Genomic DNA, 23,925 nt, shown 5'->3' with positions numbered 1-23,925 from the left:
CGCCGCGCTGAATCTTGAAGACCCTACCCGGCTTCAGGATCGTTTTGGGATTGCCCCAATTTCACCAGCTCTGTCCAGACCGCATCCGGGATAGACCAGTTGGCCCATTCGAATGTCTGGTCCACGTGCTGCGGCCATGTCGCGCCGCAAATTGTCGAAGCGATATCTGTGTTTTTGACCGAGAACTGCAACGCAAGCGCCCCCAACGGGACATCGTAGCGGGAACAGATACTCTCGACAGCACGAACCGGGCCCAGAACCGCTTCGGTCGCCGGCTGATAGACGTAGAAATGATGAGCGGAACTTCCCTTGGCCAATATTCCTCCGGAATAGGGCGCAGCATTCAGAACGGTCACTCCCTTGGAACGCGCGAGTTCAATCAGCGAAGCGGAATTCACGTTGACGACTGTATACCTGTTGTGCGTCAGAAGGACGTCGAACTCACGATCGCGTAGCATTGGCATCAGGACGTCAATTCGACCACCGGCAAGCCCAACAGCTTTGGCCAGGCCTTCTTCCTTCATCCGAAACAGCTCATCAAGCGCGCCGCCCTTGCCGGTCACCTCGGAAAGATCTGCTGCGTATTCAGGGTCATGAAGGTGAAGAATATCCACGTGATCAACGCCAAGGGCTTCAAGGCTTGCTTCAAGCGACCTTCGCGCTTGTGCCGCATCAAACCTGTTACTCTCCATGTCCCGGTCCAGTTTCGTAGACAGAACCCGGCCCTCGGGCCACCCGCCCAGTTCGCGAATGACTTGCCCGATACGTTCTTCGCTTCGGCCCAACGCATACCCGCGCGCTGTATCGATGAAGCCGTCCGGACGCTGGAGAATTTCCCGGATGGTGTCCAGTGCACGGCCTTCGTCTACTTCGTATCCATATATCTGAGGAATGCTTCCCAGCCCTGTTGAACCGAACCCTACTTGCGGCAACCTGACTCCAGTCCGGCCGATTTCAACATGCTTGGTCATTCCACCATCCTCCCCTACAGGACATTTCTGACTGCAATTGTGTCGAGGGGCGCCGCTCAACGCAAGCTTGGCGTATTCGCGTGCAACACCAAGATCGGCGCAGCCATGGTTTTGGGAACTTAACGAAAAAGGCCGCCCCGGTTTGGGACGGCCTTCTTTGATTTCTCACCGAGTTTCTTTCGGCTGGCTTCGCTTTGGAAAACCGCCTGCCACAACCGGGCGCGGAAAGCGCGCCTTACTCGATGATTTTGGACACGACGCCTGCGCCGACGGTGCGGCCGCCTTCGCGGATGGCGAAGCGCAGACCGTTTTCCATGGCGATCGGGGCGATCAGCTCGACGCCGAACGACACGTTGTCGCCGGGCATGACCATCTCGGTGCCTTCGGCCAGGGTCACGGTGCCGGTCACGTCAGTCGTACGGAAGTAGAACTGCGGACGGTAGTTCGCGAAGAACGGAGTGTGACGGCCGCCTTCTTCCTTGGTCAGGATGTAGGCTTCGGCTTCGAACTTGGTGTGCGGAGTAACCGAGCCCGGCTTACACAGAACCTGGCCACGCTCAACGCCGTCACGGTCAACGCCGCGCAGCAGGGCGCCGATGTTGTCGCCCGCTTCACCGCGGTCCAGCAGCTTGCGGAACATCTCGACACCGGTGCAGGTGGTCTTCTGCGTGTCGCGGATGCCGACGATTTCGATCTCGTCGCCAACGTTGATCACACCACGCTCGACACGACCGGTCACAACGGTACCACGACCCGAGATCGAGAACACGTCTTCGATCGGCATCAGGAACGGCTGGTCAACAGCGCGCTCGGGCGTGTCGATGTACTCGTCAACGGCCGCCATCAGTTCGCGGATCTTGTTCTCGCCGATTTCCGGGTTGTTGCCTTCCATCGCGGCCAGAGCCGAACCTGCGATGATCGGAATGTCGTCGCCGGGGTAGTCGTAGCTGGACAGCAGTTCGCGAACTTCCATCTCAACCAGTTCCAGCAGCTCTTCGTCGTCAACCTGGTCAACCTTGTTCAGGAACACGACCATCTTCGGGATGCCAACCTGGCGGCCCAGCAGGATGTGCTCGCGGGTCTGCGGCATCGGGCCGTCAGCTGCGTTCACAACCAGGATCGCGCCGTCCATCTGAGCGGCACCGGTGATCATGTTCTTCACATAGTCGGCGTGGCCGGGGCAGTCGACGTGCGCATAGTGGCGGTTGTCGGTCTCGTATTCCACGTGGGCGGTCGAGATGGTGATGCCGCGCGCTTTCTCTTCCGGCGCGCCGTCAATCTGGTCATACGCCTTGAAGTCGCCGAAATACTTGGTGATTGCTGCGGTCAGCGTCGTCTTGCCGTGGTCAACGTGGCCAATCGTGCCAATGTTGACGTGCGGTTTTGTACGCTCAAACTTTTCCTTTGCCATGATGGCCTCCTTTTTCGGAAATGAAGGGAGCCCGGGCAGCAGGCTCCCTCTATTTTTCGGTTATGCGTATTTTGCCTGGATCTCTTCCGCGATGTTCTGCGGAACCGGATCATAGTGGTCGAACTGCATGGTGAACTGGGCGCGGCCCGACGACATCGAACGCAGAGTGTTGATGTAGCCGAACATGTTGGCCAGCGGCACGAATGCGTCGATCGCAATCGCGTTGCCGCGCGGCTCTTGTCCAGACACCTGGCCCCGACGCGAAGTCAGGTCGCCGATGATACCGCCGGTGTACTCTTCCGGGGTGATCACTTCGACCTTCATGATCGGCTCCAGCAGTTTCGCGCCGGCCTTTTTCAGACCTTCGCGCATGCACATCCGCGACGCGATTTCGAACGCCAGAACGCTCGAGTCGACGTCGTGGAATTTACCGTCCAGCAGGGCAACCTTGAAGTCGATCACGGGGAAGCCGGCCAGCGGGCCGCTGTCCATGACGGACTGGATGCCTTTTTCGACACCGGGGATGTATTCCTTCGGAACGGCACCACCAACGATGCGGCTTTCGAACGAATAACCTTCGCCCGGTTCGGTCGGAGTGATCTCGAGCTTGACCTCAGCGAACTGACCCGAACCACCCGACTGTTTCTTGTGGGTGTAGGTGTGTTCGATCGGCATCGAGATGGTCTCACGATAGGCCACCTGCGGCGCACCGATGTTGGCTTCGACCTTGAACTCGCGCTTCAGACGGTCAACCAGGATGTCCAGGTGAAGTTCGCCCATGCCCTTCATGATGGTCTGACCCGATTCCAGGTCGGTTTCCACGCGGAAGGACGGGTCTTCGGCGGCCAGACGGGCCAGACCCTGAGACATCTTTTCCTGGTCGCCCTTGGTTTTGGGCTCGACCGCGATCTCGATCACCGGATCGGGGAAGGTCATGGTTTCCAGAACCACGGGATCCTTCGGATCGCACAGGGTGTCACCGGTGGTGGTGTCTTTCAGACCCGCCAGAGCGATGATGTCGCCTGCGAACGCTTCTTCGATCTCTTCCCGGTTGTTCGAGTGCATCATCATCATACGACCGATGCGCTCTTTCTTGCCTTTGGTCGAGTTCAGGATCGAGTCGCCCTTGTTCAGAACGCCCGAGTAGATCCGGGTGAAGGTCAGCGAGCCAACGAAGGGGTCATTCATGATTTTGAACGCCAGGCCCGAGAAGGCCATGTCATCGTCAGCGCGACGCGCGATGTTACGGACTTCTTCCTCGTCACCGGGTTTGAAGCCCATGTAGTCGACAACGTCCAGCGGGCTGGGCAGATAGTCGATCACGGCGTTGAGCAGCGGCTGAACACCTTTGTTCTTGAACGCCGAACCACCCAGAACCGGCACGAAGTGCAGCGCCAGGGTACCCTTGCGCAGCAGTTTGCGCAGGGTCGGAATGTCGGGCTCGTTGCCTTCCAGGTATTCCATCATCGCGTCGTCGTCTTCTTCGACGGCCGCTTCGATCATCTTGCCGCGCCATTCTTCAGCCATGTCCTTCAGGCTGTCGCGGATCGGAGCCTTGACCCAGCTTGCGCCAAGGTCTTCGCCCTGCCACAGCCATTCTTCCATGGTGACCAGGTCGATCAGGCCTTCAAGTTCGTTCTCTGCACCGATCGGGATACCGACGGGAACGGCGCGCGCGCCGGTGCGGTCTTCGATCATGCGAACGCAGTTGAAGAAGTCCGCGCCGATCTTGTCCATCTTGTTGACGAAGACCATGCGCGGAACCTTGTAGCGGTCAGCCTGACGCCACACGGTTTCGGTCTGGGGCTCAACACCTGCGTTTGCGTCCAGAACGCAAACGGCACCGTCGAGAACCGCCAGCGAACGCTCGACTTCGATGGTGAAGTCAACGTGGCCGGGGGTGTCGATGATGTTCAGGCGGTGCTTGGGGGTATCGGCGGTCTGACCGTCCTCGGTGCGCTCCCAGAAGGTGGTGGTCGCAGCCGAAGTGATGGTGATGCCGCGTTCCTGCTCCTGCTCCATCCAGTCCATGGTGGCTGCACCATCGTGCACCTCACCGATGTTGTGGGATTTGCCGGTGTAATACAGGATACGCTCCGAGCAGGTGGTCTTGCCTGCATCGATGTGCGCCATGATACCGAAGTTACGGTATAGTTCGAGCGGATATTCGCGTGCCATTTGGATAAGCCTCTGGGATTACCAACGATAGTGGCTGAAGGCTTTGTTCGCCTCGGCCATCTTGTGGGTGTCTTCGCGCTTCTTAACGGCAGTACCGCGGGACTGTACGGCGTCCAGCAGTTCGCCGGCGAGGCGTTCTTCCATGGTGTTTTCGTTGCGGCCGCGCGCGGCGGTGATCAGCCAGCGGATGGCCAGAGCTTCGCGGCGCTCGGGGCGCACTTCGACCGGAACCTGGTAGGTTGCACCACCAACCCGGCGCGAGCGAACCTCGACCGACGGCTTGATGTTGTCGAGTGCTTCGTGGAACACCTCGACAGGAGCGCGCTTGATCTTGCTCTCAACGCGGTCGAAGGCGTTGTAGACGATACGCTCTGCGACCGACTTCTTGCCGTCGATCATCAGGTTGTTCATGAATTTGGTCAGGACCTTGTCGCCAAATTTGGCGTCAGGCAGGACTTCGCGTTTTTCGGCGGCGTGACGACGTGACATATCAGCCTCTCCTTCTTACTTGGGACGCTTCGCGCCGTATTTCGAACGACGTTGCTTACGGTCTTTGACGCCCTGGGTATCCAGAACACCACGCAGGATGTGGTAGCGGACACCCGGAAGGTCTTTCACACGGCCGCCACGGATCAGAACAACCGAGTGTTCTTGCAGGTTGTGGCTTTCACCCGGGATGTACGAAATGACTTCGTAACCGTTGGTCAGGCGCACCTTGGCAACCTTACGCATAGCCGAGTTCGGCTTCTTCGGCGTGGTGGTGTACACGCGGGTGCAGACGCCGCGCTTCTGCGGGCACTGCTCCAGGTGCATGGACTTCGAGCGTTTTACTTTGGGCTGCCGCGGTTTGCGGATCAGCTGTTGAATAGTTGGCATTCCGGTTTCTTCCCCGTTTTGCAACACACATGACATGCACGCGCGTTGCGTGCGGCTAACTTTGCTGCGCCAATGCGTCCACAAGCGCAAAACCCGCGAGCGTTCCCATTCCGAGGTGAACGTCGCGGTTGGTTATCAGAGGGCGCGAACTGCAAAATTGTCCGGGCCTTGACCAGTTCAATACTGAAATCGGTTTTGGGGCGGCCCCCGGTACCGAGATGACGGGCGTATAGGGGGAGTCGGCCCGACTGTCAACAGCCCCGGCAGATGGCCGCCCGCCTTGCAGCCGTGCGTTGCAGCGGAAGCGACATCGGTTGCGGTGTCACATCCCTCGGGGCATAGTCCGCACTGGTGTATTCCTACCGGAAGTGAAGATGCAAGTCATTGGTCTGTGCCGTTTCTCCTACCCGGCCATCGGCGGGTTCCAGACCATGCACGAGTCGGTCGAAGCGCGCCGGCGCCACTTGTACGACCCCCGACGTCTGGACGAGCGGTTCCGCCTGTTCGAGACCTGCGCCCTGCCCGCCCTGCGCGCCCAAACCGATCCGCGGTTTCAGTTTGTGATCGTGACCGGGACCTGCCTGCCTCGGGTCGCCCGTGATCGTCTGAACGACCTGACTTCGGGCATGAAACAAGTGCAAATCGTCTCGCAGGAACCCGGCCGGCATCGCTCTGTCATGAAGGACGTCCTGAACCGGGCACGCTTGAACCCTGACCTGCCATGCCTGCAATTCCGCCACGATGACGACGATGCGGTTGCGGTGGATTTCGTCGAATTACTGCGCCGCGCGGTTCAGGACGCCGAAGGACTGGTACGGCGCAACAAAATGGTTGCCATCGATTTCAATCACGGCTTTCTTGCCCGGTTCGACGCCAGCGGAATCCAGGCCACGCCGGTTCACCGGTCGCTGCTGGGTGTTGGTTTTGGGATGTATGTGCGCGGCGGGTGTGATCTGACGATCATGAACTTTGCCCACCACAAGATCGGCAACTTCATGCCAGTCATCAGCCAGAACGAACCACCGATGTGGGTGCGCAGTCTCAACGGGTTCAACGATTCACCCAACACCCGGGCAAGCAAGGCCAAGCTGGAACCGCCGACCCCCGCTCTGGCCAAGCAGTTCGAAACCCGGTTTGCAATTGATCAGAAGATGGTCCGACGCGTCTATTCGGACGTCTGAAGCGCCCGCTCACGAAAGAGGGTGAACAGCCCCGCGCTGACCACCAGTGCAGCGCCCAGCATGGTGATCCGGTCGGGCCAATCCCCGAAAACCGCCCAGCCCAGACCCAAGGCCCAGATCAAGCTCGAGTATCGGAACGGTGCGACAAAGCTAACCTCGCCAACGCGCATCACCATTACGCTGAAGAGATACCCGAGCAGGACGAAAACAGCCGCCGAGGCAATCAGCATCCCCGACCCGGCCGTCATCGGAACCCAACCCTGAAAAGCCGAGGCAATTGCCGCTCCGGTGGTAATCGTCAATGAGGTTGCCAAAGTAACGACCATCGACGGCACCTCTGGCGACATTCGGCGGGTGATCAAATCCCGAGCCGTCACGCAGATGACGGCAATCAGGGCATACATGGCATAGATGCTGAATCCGTCCGGACCCGGTCGCACGATCAGCAGCATTCCCGCAAATCCCAATGCTATGGCCATGATCCGCCGCCACCCGATCTGTTCCGAAAAGAACAGGGCCGCACCGAGGGTTACGGTCAGCGGCAGGGCCTGCAGAACCGCGGTCACATTGGCCAGTGGCATGTGCATCAACGCCGTGAGGAAGAAGAACGTCGCCGACAATTCCGCCACGCAGCGAAAAGCCACCAACCAGCGATCGTGCCGCCCAAACCGCAGATGCAATGCCCCCAGATGCCGCGCCAACGCAAAAACCAGGATCGTCGCCAACAACCCGCGCAGAGCCACCAGCTGGAACAGTGGCACCTCCTGACCGGCCGCCTTGACCAGTGTATCGTTCACAGTGAATGCGGCCATGCTGCCCATCATCAGCAGGGCGCCTTTGACGTTCGGTGTCATTGCCATGGCCCGGTTTCAATCTGGTCCCGGCATTGGCATCTCACCTGAGCAGATTGTCAACTTGTGATCCGGCCAATTCGATATTGTTTGGTCAGATCGCAGACCCGAGGTTCAACGCATCGTAGCTGTACCTGTTCACTTTTATGGGGCGGGTCCCTGTGTTTCCGCCTACAGGTAGTTCAGCTTCTGCGTGACCCAGAACAGAATCTCTGCAAGTGGCGAAATCGGCCCCGCCTTGTCAGTCATCACAAGCGCGGTGCCCGACGCGCCGAATTGAAGTGTTTCCAGAGGTACATCGCCAGGCAGTTCGATGAGGACCGGAAAGCTGGAGATCCCGACAAGTTCGCGCATCGAGGGCAAACCGGAGCGGAGATCCAATGCGCCCTCAGACAGGGCCGGCGGGAACCCTGAAATAGTTCCCGTGATCTCGGATCCCGGTTGGGTTCGCAGCGCCACACGGATTTCATCGCCAAGGCCGACATTGGATCGGCTGGATTGGGGCAGCGAGGCCACCAACGCGTGGTTCGTCGGATCTATGAAGGTCAATGCGCCCTGGAAGGTTGTCGCGCGATTGCCCGGGCGCAGCGTGACCGCACTGACGATCCCGTCGCCCGGCGCGAAGACTTCCGTCTGCTTGAGGTTCCATTCGGCCTGCGCAAGCGCCTGTTCGGCCTCCACGACCGCAACATCCTCACCGTCGATCTGAGCTGCGATCCGGCGCTCCAGCCCCGCTTTTCGCGCTTCTGCTGCACGAATGCTTGCGGTGAGCTGTTCGATCGTCGCGACCGCTTCCTGCAGTTTGAAGGTGGTGGATGCGCCACGCTCTTCCAGTTGAACGATGTCATCCCGCCGCTGCTGCCCAAAAACAAGTTGCGCGGTCAATGAAGCGATATCGGCTTCGGCAGCCGCCAGATCCGTGGTCAATTGGTCCGCTGCCGACCGGGCGGCTTCCAGAGATGCCTCCAGCCGCGCTACCTCGAGCACGTAGAACTCGGGATCGATTCTGAACAAGAGATCGCCTTCGTTGACCTTCTGGTTCGGCTCAACGGCAACTTCGACGACCGTTCCGGAGACATTAGGCACAATGCTTGTCTGAACACCCAGAACCGACACAGGCCCCGTAGGCGCCGTGTGGTTGAGTGCGCCGATGACAACCAACGCGACGACGGCGGCCCCACCGTATGAAACGGTCTTCCAGAAGCCATTCCAGGGCAGCAGGCTGAACTTGGAGAAGACCAGCCAAATCACGCCAAAATACAATCCAAGGACTATGAGCATCCGATCAAGACCCGTGTTGAGTTCCAAACAGTGATGACGGGAGCAATTCCATTACCACATTCTGATTTTTGAGTATGCAGCAGTTCCATTTGAAATCACAGTGTTTGGATCGAACCCTGGCCGCTTCCGGCACCGGCCGAAACAAAAAAGGCCCCGCGGAACCGCAGGGCCTTTCTGAGTTTCTCGTCGCCGATATTATTCGCGGCTTTCCGGAGTTTCCACCAGCGAGTCCAGCTCATCGCCGACCATGTCATCATCCATCATCGGAGCGGCCAGCGCGGCTGCAGCCTCGGCCTCTTCGCGACGTGCCTCAATGACGACATTGTCACGCTGCTGCGCGATCTGGCGGACACGCTGTGTCGCACCACCGGTACCGGCCGGGATCAGACGGCCGACGATGACGTTCTCTTTCAGGCCAACCAGCTTGTCCTTCTTGCCCTGAACCGAAGCTTCGGTCAGCACACGGGTGGTTTCCTGGAACGACGCCGCTGAGATGAACGAACGCGTTTGCAGCGATGCCTTGGTGATCCCCAGAAGGATCGGCTCGCCCTGGGCCGGACGACCACCGCGGGCGATGGTCTTTTCGTTGGCCGCGTCGAACTCCTGCTTGTCGACATGCTCGCCCTTCAGCAGGGTGGTGTCGCCCGAGTCCAATATCTCCCACTTCTGCAGCATCTGGCGTACGATGACTTCGATGTGCTTGTCGTTGATCTTCACGCCCTGCAGGCGGTAGACCTCTTGCACCTCGTTGATCATGTAGTCAGCCAGCGCCTCGACACCCATGATCGACAGGATGTCATGCGGAGCCGGGTTGCCGTCCATGATGTAGTCACCCTTCTGCACGAAGTCGCCTTCCTGCACCGGGATGTGCTTGCCCTTGGGCACCATGTACTCGATCGTCTCCAGCGACTCATCGACCGGCTCGATACTGATGCGGCGCTTGTTCTTGTAGTCGCGGCCAAAGCGCACGTAACCATCGGCTTCCGCGATGATTGCGTGATCTTTCGGACGACGCGCTTCGAACAGTTCGGCCACACGCGGCAGACCACCGGTGATGTCCTTGGTCTTGGCGCCTTCACGCGGGATACGCGCAACAACGTCACCGGCTTCGATCTTCTGACCGTCTTCGACCGACAGGATCGCGTCCACAGACATCGGATAGTGAACCGGGTTGCCCGCATCGTTGCGGACCGGCTCGCCGTTGTCGTCCACCAGAATAATCTCGGGCTTCAGATCGCTGCCTTTAGGGGCCGCGCGCCAGTCGATCACGATCTTCTGGGTCATGCCGGTTGCATCGTCGGTCTCGTCGCGGACAGCAATGCCCGAAACCAGGTCGACGTATTTTGCGGTACCGGCTTTCTCGGCAATGATCGGCAGGGTGTAGGGGTCCCACTCGAACAGCTTGTCGCCGCGCTTGACCTTGGTGCCTTCTTTGACAAACAGCTTCGAGCCGTAGCCCAGCTTGAAGCTGGCGCGCTCTTCGCCGTGTTCGTCGTTGATCACCAGCTTCATGTTCCGGCCCATGACCAGACTTTCGCCGGCGGCATTGACCAGAATCTGCGGGTTCTCAAAGGCAACGACACCGTCCTGGTTCGCTTCCTGGAACGACTGCTGACCACCTTGCGCAACACCACCGATGTGGAAGGTCCGCATCGTCAGCTGCGTACCCGGTTCACCGATCGACTGCGCGGCGATGATGCCGACAGCCTCACCGGTGTTCACCATGGTCCCGCGGGCAAGGTCACGACCGTAGCAGGTTGCACAGACACCTTCCTCGGACTCACAGGTCAGAGGTGAGCGGATGCGCATCGAGGCAACACCGGCCTCGTCGATCGTATCGGCCATGCGTTCGTCGATCAGCTGTCCGGCGGCGACGATGACCTCGTCGGTTCCCGGACGCAGAACGTCATCTGCGGCCACACGGCCCAGAACGCGTTCCGCCAGCGATGCGACGACTTCGCCGTCATTGACCGCAGCTTCGGCCGTGATCGCACGGTCGGTTCCACAATCAACCTCGCGCACGATGCAATCCTGCGCCACGTCAACAAGACGACGGGTCAGGTAGCCCGAGTTCGCCGTCTTCAGAGCGGTATCCGACAGACCCTTACGGGCACCGTGGGTCGAGTTGAAGTATTCAAGAACGGTCAGACCTTCCTTGAAGTTCGAGATGATCGGCGTCTCGATGATGTCGCCGTTCGGCTTGGCCATCAGGCCGCGCATACCGCCCAGCTGCTTCATCTGGGTCACCGAGCCACGCGCACCGGAGTGCGCCATCATGTAGACCGAGTTTGGCTCTTTGTCAGCGCCGCCCTCATCCTTGGCCACGGCCGAGATGGTGCGCATCATGGCTTCGGTTACGCGGTCGTTACACTTCGACCAGGCATCGACAACCTTGTTGTACTTTTCGCCCTGAGTGATCAGGCCGTCCATGTACTGCTGTTCGAAGTCTTTCACCTGTTCGCGGGTTTCGTCCACGATGCCCCACTTGTCCTCGGGGATCACCATGTCGTCCTTGCCGAACGAAATACCGGCCTTGAAAGCTTCCTTGAAGCCCATCGACATGATCTGGTCGCAGAAGATCACCGACTCTTTCTGGCCGCAGTAGCGGTAGACGGTGTCGATCACCTGTTGCACTTCTTTCTTCCGCAACAGGCGGTTGACCAGTTCAAACGGTGCCTTGTTGTTCTTGGGCAGCAGAGCCCCCAAGCGAACACGGCCCGGCGTGGTTTCAAAACGCTTCTGAACCTCGTTGCCTTCTTCGTCGATCTGGGTGATCCGCGCGGTGATTTTCGAGTGCAGGTGCACCTCGCCCGCGTCCAGCGCGTGCTGGACTTCGTCGATCGAACCAAAGACCTTGCCTTCGCCGGGCATGCCTTCGCGTTCCAGGGTCACGTAGTAGAGACCCAGGATCATGTCCTGCGACGGAACGATGATCGGAGCGCCGTTTGCAGGCGACAGAACGTTGTTCGTCGACATCATCAGAACACGCGCTTCCAGCTGCGCCTCAAGGCTCAGCGGGACGTGAACGGCCATCTGGTCACCGTCGAAGTCGGCGTTGAAGGCCGAACAGACCAGCGGGTGCAGCTGGATGGCTTTACCTTCGATCAGGACCGGCTCGAACGCCTGAATGCCAAGACGGTGCAGTGTCGGCGCACGGTTCAGCATGACTGGGTGTTCGCGGATCACCTCGTCGAGGATATCCCACACTTCGGGACGCTCTTTCTCGACCAGTTTCTTCGCCTGCTTCACGGTCGAAGACAGACCCTTGGCTTCAAGGCGCGAGTAGATGAACGGCTTGAACAGTTCCAGCGCCATCTTCTTGGGCAGACCACACTGGTGCAGCTTGAGTTCCGGACCGGTCACGATGACCGAACGGCCCGAGAAGTCGACGCGCTTACCCAGAAGGTTCTGACGGAAGCGACCTTGCTTACCTTTCAGCATGTCCGACAGCGATTTCAGCGGACGCTTGTTGGCGCCGGTGATCACACGGCCACGACGGCCATTGTCGAACAGAGCGTCCACGGATTCCTGCAGCATCCGCTTTTCGTTGCGGACGATGATGTCAGGCGCGCGCAGTTCGATCAGACGCTTCAGACGGTTGTTCCGGTTGATGACGCGGCGATACAGGTCGTTCAGGTCCGAAGTCGCGAAACGGCCACCATCCAGCGGAACCAGCGGACGCAGTTCCGGCGGAATGACCGGAATCACGGTCATCACCATCCACTCGGGGCGGTTGCCCGACTCGAGGAAGGACTCAACAACCTTCAGACGCTTGATGATCTTCTTGGGCTTCAGCTCGCCGGTGGCTTCGGCCAGATCAGCGCGCAGCTGCTCGGCTTCGGCCTCCAGATCGATCTGGGCCAGCATCTCACGGATGGCTTCGGCACCGATATTCGCGGTAAACGCGTCCATGCCATAGGCATCCTGCGCGTCCATGTACTCTTCTTCGGTCAGCATCTGGCCGTAGGTCAGGTCCGTCAGACCGGGCTCGATGACGACATAGTTTTCAAAGTACAGAACGCGTTCCAGATCGCGCAGCGTCATGTCCAGCATCAGACCGATGCGGGACGGCAGCGATTTCAGGAACCAGATGTGAGCGACGGGCGCGGCCAGTTCGATGTGGCCCATACGCTCGCGGCGGACTTTCTGCAGGGTGACTTCCACACCGCATTTCTCGCAGACGACGCCGCGATACTTCATCCGCTTATATTTGCCGCACAGACATTCGTAATCTTTGATCGGGCCAAAGATACGCGCGCAGAACAGACCGTCACGCTCGGGCTTGAACGTCCGGTAGTTGATGGTTTCGGGTTTCTTGATCTCGCCATAGGACCAAGACAGGATCCGCTCGGGCGACGCCAGCGAGACCTTGATCTCGTCGAAAACCTTGGGCGGCGTCAGCGGGTTGAACGGGTTGTTGGTGATTTCCTGGTTCATTTGTTACCTCAAATCTTGCGGAAGGGGGGACGGGAGAAAGGGCAGCGCCCTTACTCCTCAACCTCCGCATCCAGGAGTTCCATATTCAGGCCGAGGCCACGGACTTCTTTAACCAGAACGTTGAACGATTCCGGTACGCCCGCCTCGAAGTTATCCTCGCCCTTGACGATCGACTCATAGACCTTGGTCCGGCCGGCGACGTCATCCGATTTCACGGTGAGCATCTCCTGCAGGGTGTAGGCGGCGCCGTAAGCTTCCAGAGCCCAGACCTCCATCTCACCAAAGCGCTGACCACCGAACTGCGCCTTGCCGCCCAGCGGCTGCTGGGTCACCAGGCTGTACGGCCCGGTCGAACGCGCGTGGATCTTGTCGTCCACCAGGTGGTGCAGTTTCAGCAGATACTTGATGCCCACGGTCACCGGACGCGCGAACTGCTCGCCGGTGCGGCCGTCGAACAGGATCGACTGACCGCTTTCCGAGAAACCGGCGCGGATCAGCGCGTCGTTGACGTCGGCCTCTTTGGCGCCGTCAAAGACCGGGGTTGCGATCGGAACACCGCGGGTCACGTTGCTGGCCGCTTCGATCAGCTGATCTTCGTCCATGCCGCTGATGCCCTCTTCGTAGACATCCTCGCCATAGGCGTGTTTCATCGCGTCACGGACCGGTGTCAGGTCGCCCGAGCGGCGGTATTCCTGCAGCGCCTCGTCGATCTTCAGACCCAGACCGCGAGCGGCCCAACCCATGTGGGTTTCAAGGATCTGACCGACGTTCATACGCGACGGCACGCCCAGAGGGTTCAGACAGAAGTCTACCGGAGTACCATCCGCAAGGAACGGCATGTCCTCCATCGGCACGACCTTCGAGATCACACCCTTGTTCCCGTGACGGCCGGCCATCTTGTCGCCCGGCTGCAGCTTGCGCTTCACGGCGATGAAGACCTTGACCATCTTCATCACGCCCGGCGGCAGGTCGTCGCCACGGCGGACCTTCTCGACCTTGTCTTCGAAACGGGCATCCAGGGCGCGTTTCTGCACCTCGTACTGCTCGTTCAGAGCCTCGACGATCTGGGCGTCCTTCTCGTCTTCCAGCGCCAGCTGCCACCACTGACCGCGGGTCAGCGACTCGAGCAGCTCTTCGGTGATCTCCGAGCCCGCCTTGACGCCTTTCGGCCCCTTGACGGCGGTTTTGCCCAGGATCATCGACTTGAGACGCGCATAGATGTTGCGGTCGAGGATCGCCAGTTCGTCGTCCCGGTCACGGGCCAGACGTTCGACTTCCTCACGCTCGATCTGCAGCGCACGCTCGTCTTTCTCGACGCCGTGACGGTTGAAGACGCGGACTTCGACGACCGTACCGTAATCGCCCGGCTTCACGCGCAGCGAAGTGTCGCGCACGTCAGATGCTTTTTCACCAAAGATGGCGCGCAGCAGTTTTTCTTCCGGGGTCATCGGGCTTTCGCCCTTCGGAGTGATCTTGCCGACCAGAATATCGCCCGGCTCAACATCCGCGCCGATGTAAACGATGCCCGCCTCGTCGAGGTTGCGCAGCGCTTCTTCACCGACGTTCGGAATGTCGCGGGTGATCTCTTCCGGACCCAGCTTTGTATCACGGGCGGCGACTTCGAATTCCTCGATATGGACCGAGGTGAATACGTCGTCACGCGCGATACGTTCCGAGATCAGGATCGAGTCTTCGTAGTTGTAACCGTTCCACGGCATGAACGCGACGACCACGTTCTTGCCCAGAGCCAGTTCACCCATATCGGTCGACGGACCATCGGCAATGACCTCGCCCTTCTGGACGGTGTCACCCACCTTGATCAGCGGACGCTGGTTGATGCAGGTGTTCTGGTTCGACCGCTGGAATTTGCGCAGACGGTAGATGTCCACACCAGCGTCGCCCAGTTCCAGATCTTCAGTGGCGCGGATAACGATGCGCTGGGCATCGACCTGGTCGATGATACCGGCACGTTTCGCCTGGATCGCAGCACCCGAGTCGATCGCAACCTTTTCCTCAATCCCGGTACCGACCAGCGGCGCCTCGGCCCGCAGCAGCGGAACCGCCTGACGTTGCATGTTCGAGCCCATCAGAGCGCGGTTGGCGTCGTCATTTTCAAGGAACGGGATCAGCGATGCAGCAACCGAAACCAGCTGTTTCGGCGACACGTCGATCAGGTCCACATTTTCGCGCGGGGCAAGCGTGTAGTCACCGGCCTGACGGGTCGAGACCAGATCGTTGATGAACTTGCCATCCGTATCCAGCGTCGCGTTGGCCTGGGCCACGGTGTGACGCATCTCCTCGGTCGCGGACATGTAGTGGACCTCGTCGGTCACCTGCCCGCCTTTCACAACGCGATAGGGGGTTTCGATGAAACCGTACTTGTTCACGCGGGCAAAGGTGGCCAGCGAGTTGATCAGACCGATGTTCGGACCTTCAGGCGTTTCAATCGGGCACATCCGGCCATAGTGGGTTGGGTGCACGTCGCGCACCTCAAAACCCGCACGCTCGCGCGTCAGACCACCCGGGCCAAGCGCCGACAGGCGGCGTTTGTGGGTGACTTCCGACAGCGGGTTGGTCTGGTCCATGAACTGCGACAGCTGCGAGCTGCCGAAGAATTCACGCACGGCGGCCGCCGCCGGTTTCGCGTTGATCAGGTCCTGCGGCATGACGGTGTCGATCTCGACCGACGACATGCGCTCTTTGATGGCGCGTTCCATGCGCAGCAGGCCGACGCGGTACTGGTTTTCCATCAGTTCACCGACCGAGCGCACACGACGGTTGCCTAGGTGGTCGATGTCGTCCACGTCGCCTTTGCCGTCACGAAGCTCGACCAGTGCCTTGATGCAGGCCACGATGTCTTCGCGGCGCAGAGTCCGCAGGGTGTCCGGAGCATCCAGGTTCAGGCGCATGTTCATCTTCACGCGGCCAACGGCCGACAGATCATAGCGCTCGCTGTCGAAGAACAGGGTGTCGAACAGAGCCGACGCGGCCTCGACGGTGGGCGGCTCGCCCGGACGCATGACGCGGTAGATGTCCATCAGCGCGCTTTCGCGGCCCATGTTCTTGTCCTGCGCCATGGTGTTGCGGATGTACGGACCGACGTTGATGTTGTCGATGTCCAGAACCGGAATATCGGTGATGCCGGCATCGATCAGCTCCTTCACGGTGCCGCCGATCAGCTCGCCATCCTTGTCATATTCCAGCGTCAGCTCATCACCGGCTTCGACATAGATCGCACCGGTTTCTTCATTGATGATGTCCTTGGCGACGAACTTGCCGACGATGTGGTCGAACGGCACCAGTAGGTCGGTGACCTTGCCCTCGTCGATCAGCTGCTTGACCGCGCGCGGGGTGACCTTCTTGCCGGCTTCGGCAATCACTTCACCGCTTTTTGCGTCGATCAGGTCATAGGTGGGACGGGTGCCGCGCACACGTTCGGGGAAGAACGGGGTGACCCAGCCCTTCTTCTTGTTCAGCTTGTAGGACACGGTGTCGTAATACGCGTCCATGATCGCTTCCTGGTCCAGGCCCAGGGCATAGAGTAGCGTGGTCACCGGCAGTTTGCGGCGACGGTCGATCCGGGCATAGACGATGTCCTTGGCGTCGAACTCGAAGTCCAACCAGCTGCCGCGGTACGGGATAATGCGGCAGGCAAACAGCAGCTTGCCCGAGGAGTGGGTCTTGCCCTTGTCGTGGTCGAAGAACACGCCGGGCGACCGGTGCATCTGGGACACGATCACACGCTCGGTGCCGTTCACGATGAAGGTACCGTTCGGCGTCATCAGGGGCATGTCGCCCATGAACACGTCCTGTTCCTTGATGTCCTTGACCGATTTGGCCCCAGTGTCTTCGTCGACATCGAACACGATCAGGCGCAGGGTGACCTTCAGCGGCGCGCTGTAGGTCATGTCGCGCTGCATGCACTCTTCAACGTCGTATTTCGGCTTTTCCAGCTCGTATTTCACGAATTCCAGCACGGAAGTTTCGTTGAAATCCTTGATCGGAAAGACCGATTGGAACACGCCGTTGATACCTTCGCCGTCGGTCGGCTGGTCGGCATCGCCAGAGCGCAGGAATAGATCATAGGAGGATTTCTGGACCTCAATGAGGTTCGGCATTTCCAGGACTTCGCGGATTTTGCCGTAGTATTTCCGAAGACGTTTCTGGCCAAGGAACGATTGAGCCATGTCAGATGTCACCTTTCGATGTTCTCAGCGGGCAAAAACACCGTCGGGCCCCGGCGCCTTGCACATACGAGACGACACGTCCGGATCAATTCGTGGCCACCGTCCCGAATGGTAGCCTCCCGATCCGCGAACCGCGTCTTAGAAAACGCCCCAGCCTATGAGGCCCTTTCTAAGACAGGTTCGGCTGGACCCGGATTTCTCCGGGCCCAGCCAAATTCCACGGCGCATCCGCGATGCACCGAAAGACAGGCTTAGGCCAGCTCGACCTCGGCGCCAGCTGCTTCCAGCTTGCCCTTGATCTCTTCGGCTTCTGCCTTGTCCACGCCTTCTTTGATCTTGCCGCCGGCTTCGACCAGTTCCTTGGCTTCTTTCAGGCCCAGGCCAGTGATGCCGCGAACTTCTTTGATGACGTTGATTTTCGAAGCGCCGGCGTTCTTCAGAACGACGTCGAATTCGGTTTTCTCTTCCTCAGCTGCACCGCCGGCATCGCCAGCTGCGCCTGCGACCATGACGGCGCCGCCAGCTGCGGGCTCGATGCCGTAATCGTCCTTGAGGATGGTTTTCAGTTCTTGTGCTTCCAGCAGGGTCAGACCAACGATCTCTTCTGCCAGTTTCTTCAGATCAGCCATTGTATCAGCTCTTTCCGTTTACAGTGTGTGTTCCAACGTCAGGGCATGTGCCCCACGCAGATCATTCAGTGCCAACCGCTTACGCAGCTTCCGCCTTCTCTTCGATGGTGGAAAGGATGCTTGCGATGTTGCTTGCAGGTGCGCCAATTGCACCGGCGATGTTCGAAGCAGGCGCGCCGATGCAGCCCACGATCGAAGCAATAAGCTCTTCACGCGACGGCATTTTCGACACGGCTGTGACACCAGCCCGGTCCAGAGCGTTCTCGCCCATTGCACCGCCAAGGATCTCGAACTTCTGGTTCTCCTTGGCGAAGTCCTCGGCCACCTTGGCTGCTGCCACGGGGTCCTCGGAATAGGTCAGAACAGTCATACCCGTCAGCAGGTCAGCAATGCTCGCACATGGCTTACCGTCGAGGGCGATTTTGGCGAGCCTGTTCTTGGCAACACGCACGGAGCCGCCCGCGTCACGAGCACGTGCGCGAAGGTCCTGCATCTCGGCAACTGTCAGACCGGCGTAGTGAGCAACCACTACGACGCCAGAGCTTTCGAAGATTTGGCCGAGTTCCTCGACCACTTTCTCTTTCTGGGCTCTATCCACAGTTCTCTCCAAGTTAGGGGCGATGCTTCACCCCGGCTCATATTTGCCGAGGGCTGCGCCCCGGCGTTCAGGTCCGTTGTTACGGGATTGGCCAAAATGCGCCCGAGGGTCAGGACCCTCGAAATTCTTTGGTCTTACCCGTCTCAGGCAGGGAATTAAGGGGCCGGAAGGACCCACCCACCGTCTTGGACGAAACGAAATAAAGCGCACGACGAATCGCACGCTTTATTCCGCAGCCCTCTTTAGGGCAGATGGCCGGGGTTTCCAAGGGGTAAATTGACCGAACCCCAAGCCGGTAGACAATGACCGCAAACCCGAACAGGATCAACGGATGATCAAGTTGAAATCCATTTCCAAGCCGCAATTCCTGTTTCGTCAGATTTCTCGCCAATTATGGGTTCGAACCAGCCTGATTGCCGCTCTCGCCGTGGTCAGCGCGGGGATTGGCACCTACCTCGGCGGCTTCGTCCCCGACTTTCTCGCACAACGGCTGAGCACCGAGGCCGTGGCAAAGATCCTCGGCATTCTGGCGTCGTCCATGCTGGCGGTGACGACCTTTTCTCTGTCGATCATGGTCGCGGCACAGCGATGGGCGTCGAACCAGTCCTCTCCGCGCGCCCAGCAGGTGATCGAAGAAGACAGTGTCTCGCAAAACGTGCTGGCCACGTTTCTCGGCGCATTCATCTTCGCGCTCGTATCGCTGATCCTTGTCGAAACCGGGGTCTACACCCAGCAATCCATCGCCGTTGCGCTTGCGTTCACCTTGGTGGTGATCTTTTTGGTGACACTGGCGCTCTTGCTCTGGATCGACCAATTGCCCAGCTATGGCAGCATCTCCGAGACGGCGCGCAAGATAGAAAAGAACGCCAGGGACACCATGGCCCGAGCCATGGAACTGCCGAGCCTCGGAGCCATTCCGTATCAAGCCGCCGCGGATGTTCCGCAAACCGGTCACGACGTGCGGGCCAGTTCGACAGGGAATGTGCGCCACGTGGATGTCGGTATGCTGAATTCCTGCGCCGAAGAGAACGACTGCGAGATCTGGATCATGGCGCTGCCGGGGCAGTTCGTGACCGAAGGCCAACCCCTGGCCAGAGCGACCCGGAAAATGGATGGTGAAACCATCCGGGAAGCCTTCGTGATCGGGACCGAGCGCAGCTTCAATCAAGACCCCCGCTTTGGCATTCAAACCCTGTCCGAAATCGCGCAGCGCGCGCTCTCACCGGGTATCAACGACCCGATGACTGCAATTCAGATGGTCGAGAGGTTGCTGCGGGTTCTCCTCCCACTTGGCTCGCGGCCCACCCAGCCCGCCGACCCGCAATTCCCGAGAATCCATGCCCCGGAGATCGCGATCGACACATTCCTGCGTGACGCTTATGCGGCCATTTCCCGGGATGCCGGTGACAAGGTCGAAGTCCACGAGGCCATTCTCAGCGCGCTGACCCGACTGACGCAGACTCAAGACGGTGCAATGACAACCGCGGCCCACGCGGCTGCGAACCAGGCATTGACCGTTGCCGAGCGCGACCTCAGGCTGGAGGCCGACAAGGCACGCGTGCGCGAAATACCCAATCAGGTCACAGTCGAACCTGCTATCTGAGAGCAAAGGAAAACCCCGGGCAGCATGACCGCCCGGGGTTCGAATTTCCGAAAGAAAGTGTCAGCTTATTCGCCCGAAGCTTGCGCCACATCCACGGTCACGCCGGGGCCCATGGTCGAGCTCAGCGCGATTTTCTTCATATAGGTGCCCTTGGCGCCCGACGGCTTCGCCTTGGCAACGGCCGAGATGAAGGCGCGGACGTTTTCCGCCAGCTTGGCTTCGTCGAACGACGCCTTGCCAACGCCTGCGTGTACGACACCACCTTTTTCCGCTTTGAACTGAACTTCACCGCCCTTGGCTGCTTCCACAGCCGCTTTCACGTCCATGGTCACGGTGCCGACCTTGGGGTTCGGCATCAGGTTGCGGGGGCCCAGAACCTTACCCAGACGACCGACGATCGGCATCATGTCCGGGGTTGCGATGCAACGGTCAAAGTCGATGTTGCCGGCCTGGATGCTGTCCATCAGGTCCTCGGCGCCGACGATGTCCGCACCGGCTTCTTTCGCCTCGTCAGCCTTGGGGCCGCGCGCGAAGACAGCAACGCGCATGTCCTTGCCGGTGCCGTTCGGCAGACCGACGACACCGCGCACCATCTGGTCTGCGTGACGGGTGTCGACGCCCAGGTTCATGGCGATTTCGATGGTTTCGTCAAACTTCGACGTTGCGTTGGCCTTGACCAGTGCAACTGCCTCTTCGACCGACAGGTTTTCCTTGCCGGCGACGGCTTCGCGCGCTGCGCGGGTACGTTTACCGAGTTTTGCCATCTTACTTCACCTCGATGCCCATGGAACGGGCCGAGCCCAGGATGATCTTCATTGCGCCTTCGACGTCGTTGGCGTTGAGATCCTTCATTTTGGCTTCGGCGATCTCGCGCACCTGCTTGGTGGTCACGGTTGCCACGGTCTCACGGCCGGGGTTCTCCGCGCCACGGGGGCGGTTGCGCTTGCCGACCGGCTTCAGACCGGCCGCCTTCTTCAGGTAGTAAGACGCGGGCGGCGTCTTGATGTCCATGGTGAAGGACTTGTCCTGATAGTAGGTGATCACGGTCGGGCACGGAGCGCCGGGCTCCATGTCTGCGGTCTTGGCGTTGAACGCCTTGCAGAATTCCATGATGTTGATGCCGCGCTGACCCAGCGCCGGACCAACTGGCGGCGACGGGTTCGCCTGACCTGCAGGAACCTGCAGCTTCATCGTACCAGCAAGCTTCTTGGCCATTTGGTTTTCCTTTCAACGTGAATGGGACGCGTCCCATCCGGTTTTATGTTGCGTGGTCCGATCCGGAATCGCGATCCCTGCGATCTCCCACGAGAGAATCTCGCCCGAAGACGATAGGGGCGGCGTTTACAGGGGAACGAATGGGTTGGCAAGGGCATGCCACTGAAAACCGAATGGCTGGCGAAGCCGCGGTCTCAACGGCGTTCGTCGGCATTCAAGGGCCCTCGCTATGGGTCAGCAGTCGCCTCCGGCTGCACGGCGCGCTGGTAGAGATGCCAAGTGGTATGCCCAAGGATCGGCAACGTAAAGACAAGCCCCAGAAACGCCGGCACCAGCGACAACAGCATCGTGACCGAGATGATGGCCGCCCAGCCAAGCATGACCACAGGGCTTTCGGCGACAACGCGGAGCGATGTAAGCATGGCCGTTACGAAATCGGTGTCGCGATCCAGCAGCAAGGGCATGGCAACAACAGTCACCGAAAACAGTACGGCGGACAGAAACGCACCGACGCAGGTGCCAACAGCCAGGAAAGCCCAGCCTTGGGGGGTAAAGAACACGGTGTTCAGGAACCCATCGAAATCCGAAAACGAGGCATTCTGCAGGATGATCGCCAACCAAAGCCGAACCTGGTAGATCCATACCCAGAAAACGAACAGCGTAACGAAGGCCATCCAGCCCATTTCCCGCTTACGCTGATTGGCCATGACCGTCAGTATTTCCGACCAGCCAAAATCCTCTCCGGCCTGAAGTCGACGCGACATCTCATAGAGGCCTGCAGCGGCGAAAGGGGCGACCAGCGGAAATCCCACGACGGCAGGAATGATCATCCAAATCTTGCCAAGCCAGACCAAACTCCAGACCAGCAGAAACCCGAAAACGGCATAGAACAGTCCGAAAAATCCGCTCATTATGGGACGCGCCAGGAAGTCGGAAAACCCGGCCTTCAGCGAGTCGGTGATGTCGGCGGCGGTGACCGTGTTGACCACAGGCATCGTCCGCTGAGGCGGGGTCGGCCTGTCGGGTGGCGCGGGGCCTGCAGCCTTGGATGTCATGACAGAGTCCTCCCAAAGCATCACTGCGCGCAAATCCTCTGGCCCATGAGCCCGGCTGCGCAACGGTCATGCCTGTACCAAGTATAAGTGTGCATCAGGCAAGGAGTTAGGGCAAGCGGCCAAGGCTGTGGCGAAACCTTACCGGCAACCACCTGAAACAGTTGCGCCGCCTGTTACAGCGGCGCGTTCGATTCCTGCAAAGTCAGTTCCTGAAAGAAAAATCAGCTCTGCTTGGTGACCTGCGTAAAGTCCAGCTCGACCGGAGTTTCGCGCCCGAAGATCGAGACGGTAACCTTCAGCTTCTGGTTCTCGTCGTCCACGCCCTCGACCATACCGTCGAAATCCTCGAACGGGCCGTCGTTGACTTTGACCTTCTCGCCAACCTCGAAGCTGATCATCAGCTTGGGTGCTTCCTCGCCTTCCTGAACACGGTTGAGGATCTGGTTCACCTCGGCGTCGCGCATCGGCATCGGGCGGCCCTGCGGACCCAGGAAACCGGTGACCCGGTTGATCGAGTTGATCAGGTGATAGCCCTGATCCGACATTTCCATGTGCACCAGTACGTAGCCGGGCATGAAACGGCGTTCAGTCGTGACCTTCTTGCCCCGGCGCACCTCGATCACCTCTTCGGTGGGAACCAGAACCTCGTCGATCTCGTCCTCAAGGCCGTGCTCGGCCACCGACGTGCGGATCTGCTCTGCGATCTTCTTTTCGAAATTCGAAAGAACGCTGACCGAGTACCACCGTTTCGCCATGAACCTGTCGTCCTTGTTTGCCTTTGGCGCGCCGCGTCGGGCGGAAGCACCTGAATTGAAATTTCGTCGCGGCCCGGCCGCGTGTTCCGGAATAAAAAGCGGCGCGCAGTCCGAATCGCCGCACGCCCATCCCGAAAGGTCCCGCGTCAACTACTCTGACATTGCCTGCTGTGCAAGGGGGCAGTGCCGGTCGGGCGCCCGAAGCGGGCGCGTCTCGGCGCGATCCGACGGGACCCGGCAGTCGGCTTTAGCTGAACATACCCAGGATCAGTTGCAGACCGCCGCGAATGCCCAGATCCACCAGAGCAAAGAACACGGCAGTCAGAGCCGCCATGATGAACACCATGACCGTGGTCAGCAGAACCTCGCGCCGCGTCGGCCAGACGACCTTTGCAACTTCGGAACGGACTTGCTGAATGAACTGGATCGGGTTTGTGGTGGCCATTAGGCTTGGTCTCTCTGCTAGCGGATGGGCCGGACATAGCCGGGCATTGCGGCAATTTCAAGGGCCGTCGGCATCACGATTGCACCCGGTCAGGACTTGGGGCGATCATCCCACTCGTCGCTCAGAATCCGTCGGGCATCGCCTTCGGGGTCGTCATATTGGTTGCTGCGGACCGTATAGATGAATGCCACCAGCCCAACACCGCCCAACAGCAGCGAAATCGGTATCAAATAGGCCAGAACTTCCATAAGG

At 59.7% G+C, this 23,925-nt stretch carries 19 protein-coding genes; 2 read left to right on the top strand and 17 right to left on the bottom strand.

The genetic code is table 11. The annotated features are described in order from the left end of the window. Nucleotides 1–23: 23 nt before the first annotated feature. The 5 genes from ACR3EL_RS02630 to rpsL form a co-directional block, all read right to left on the bottom strand. Nucleotides 24–971, bottom strand: a complete 948-nt coding sequence (locus ACR3EL_RS02630) for an aldo/keto reductase (RefSeq protein ID WP_170342975.1) — start codon at nt 969–971, stop codon at nt 24–26. A gap of 235 nt (nt 972–1,206) precedes the next feature. Beyond that, nucleotides 1,207–2,382, bottom strand: coding sequence for an elongation factor Tu (gene tuf, locus ACR3EL_RS02625; protein WP_170343064.1), 1,176 nt, complete (start codon nt 2,380–2,382; stop codon nt 1,207–1,209). A gap of 60 nt (nt 2,383–2,442) precedes the next feature. Beyond that, nucleotides 2,443–4,560 (bottom strand): elongation factor G, encoded by a 2,118-nt coding sequence (gene fusA, locus ACR3EL_RS02620; protein WP_093964349.1) that lies wholly within the window; start codon nt 4,558–4,560, stop codon nt 2,443–2,445. 18 nt (nt 4,561–4,578) lie between these two features. Continuing rightward, nucleotides 4,579–5,049: a 30S ribosomal protein S7 gene (rpsG, locus tag ACR3EL_RS02615; RefSeq protein ID WP_093964348.1), complete on the bottom strand. Its 471-nt coding sequence runs from the start codon at nt 5,047–5,049 to the stop codon at nt 4,579–4,581. 15 nt (nt 5,050–5,064) lie between these two features. Beyond that, entirely contained in the window at nt 5,065–5,436 is a 372-nt protein-coding gene (gene rpsL / locus ACR3EL_RS02610) for a 30S ribosomal protein S12 (protein ID WP_005980675.1), read from the bottom strand. A gap of 374 nt (nt 5,437–5,810) precedes the next feature. Here rpsL and ACR3EL_RS02605 point away from each other — a divergent pair, with 374 nt between their 5' ends. Next, nucleotides 5,811–6,617 (top strand): putative rhamnosyl transferase, encoded by an 807-nt coding sequence (locus tag ACR3EL_RS02605; protein WP_170341440.1) that lies wholly within the window; start codon nt 5,811–5,813, stop codon nt 6,615–6,617. On the opposite strand, the gene ACR3EL_RS02600 is transcribed toward ACR3EL_RS02605, so the two are convergent. The 6 genes from ACR3EL_RS02600 to rplJ form a co-directional block, all read right to left on the bottom strand. Continuing rightward, nucleotides 6,602–7,471 (bottom strand): DMT family transporter, encoded by an 870-nt coding sequence (locus tag ACR3EL_RS02600; RefSeq protein WP_170341469.1) that lies wholly within the window; start codon nt 7,469–7,471, stop codon nt 6,602–6,604. The genes ACR3EL_RS02605 and ACR3EL_RS02600 overlap by 16 nt on opposite strands. A 168-nt stretch (nt 7,472–7,639) precedes the next feature. Further along, nucleotides 7,640–8,749, bottom strand: coding sequence for an HlyD family secretion protein (locus ACR3EL_RS02595; RefSeq protein ID WP_170341439.1), 1,110 nt, complete (start codon nt 8,747–8,749; stop codon nt 7,640–7,642). A gap of 195 nt (nt 8,750–8,944) precedes the next feature. Further along, on the bottom strand, nt 8,945–13,186 hold the full coding sequence (rpoC, locus tag ACR3EL_RS02590) for a DNA-directed RNA polymerase subunit beta' (RefSeq protein ID WP_170341438.1): 4,242 nt from the start codon (nt 13,184–13,186) through the stop codon (nt 8,945–8,947). A gap of 50 nt (nt 13,187–13,236) precedes the next feature. Beyond that, the gene (rpoB, locus tag ACR3EL_RS02585) at nt 13,237–17,373 is read right to left on the bottom strand and encodes a DNA-directed RNA polymerase subunit beta (protein ID WP_170341436.1); all 4,137 of its coding nucleotides are present in this window, start codon (nt 17,371–17,373) and stop codon (nt 13,237–13,239) included. 251 nt (nt 17,374–17,624) lie between these two features. Then, nucleotides 17,625–18,002, bottom strand: coding sequence for a 50S ribosomal protein L7/L12 (gene rplL, locus ACR3EL_RS02580; RefSeq protein WP_480720319.1), 378 nt, complete (start codon nt 18,000–18,002; stop codon nt 17,625–17,627). 79 nt (nt 18,003–18,081) lie between these two features. Further along, complete coding sequence (gene rplJ, locus ACR3EL_RS02575; protein ID WP_093964423.1) at nt 18,082–18,600, bottom strand: 50S ribosomal protein L10; 519 nt, start codon at nt 18,598–18,600, stop codon at nt 18,082–18,084. 331 nt (nt 18,601–18,931) lie between these two features. On the opposite strand from rplJ, the gene ACR3EL_RS02570 reads away from it, so the two are divergent. Next, a complete protein-coding gene (locus ACR3EL_RS02570) occupies nt 18,932–20,203 on the top strand; it encodes a DUF2254 domain-containing protein (protein ID WP_480720317.1) in 1,272 nt (423 codons plus the stop codon). A 65-nt stretch (nt 20,204–20,268) separates the two neighbouring features. On the opposite strand, the gene rplA is transcribed toward ACR3EL_RS02570, so the two are convergent. The 6 genes from rplA to ccoS form a co-directional block, all read right to left on the bottom strand. Then, entirely contained in the window at nt 20,269–20,967 is a 699-nt protein-coding gene (gene rplA, locus ACR3EL_RS02565) for a 50S ribosomal protein L1 (protein WP_480720315.1), read from the bottom strand. A gap of 1 nt (nt 20,968) precedes the next feature. Further along, on the bottom strand, nt 20,969–21,418 hold the full coding sequence (gene rplK / locus ACR3EL_RS02560) for a 50S ribosomal protein L11 (protein ID WP_093964340.1): 450 nt from the start codon (nt 21,416–21,418) through the stop codon (nt 20,969–20,971). Between the two features lie 227 nt (nt 21,419–21,645). After that, nucleotides 21,646–22,473, bottom strand: coding sequence for a DUF2189 domain-containing protein (locus ACR3EL_RS02555; protein WP_480720311.1), 828 nt, complete (start codon nt 22,471–22,473; stop codon nt 21,646–21,648). 221 nt (nt 22,474–22,694) lie between these two features. Continuing rightward, nucleotides 22,695–23,228 carry a transcription termination/antitermination protein NusG gene (gene nusG, locus ACR3EL_RS02550; RefSeq protein ID WP_093964422.1) on the bottom strand — a complete coding sequence of 178 codons (534 nt, stop codon included), beginning with the start codon at nt 23,226–23,228 and terminating at the stop codon, nt 22,695–22,697. Between the two features lie 247 nt (nt 23,229–23,475). Further along, a complete protein-coding gene (secE, locus tag ACR3EL_RS02545; RefSeq protein WP_170341433.1) occupies nt 23,476–23,673 on the bottom strand; it encodes a preprotein translocase subunit SecE in 198 nt (65 codons plus the stop codon). A gap of 89 nt (nt 23,674–23,762) precedes the next feature. After that, the gene (ccoS, locus tag ACR3EL_RS02540; protein ID WP_170341432.1) at nt 23,763–23,921 is read right to left on the bottom strand and encodes a cbb3-type cytochrome oxidase assembly protein CcoS; all 159 of its coding nucleotides are present in this window, start codon (nt 23,919–23,921) and stop codon (nt 23,763–23,765) included. Nucleotides 23,922–23,925: the final 4 nt, after the last annotated feature.

The organism is Ruegeria sp. BJ3, assembly GCF_056535665.1.
The sequence above is the reverse complement of the archived record's forward strand: the minus strand, read 5'-3'. Positions and strand labels throughout refer to the sequence as shown.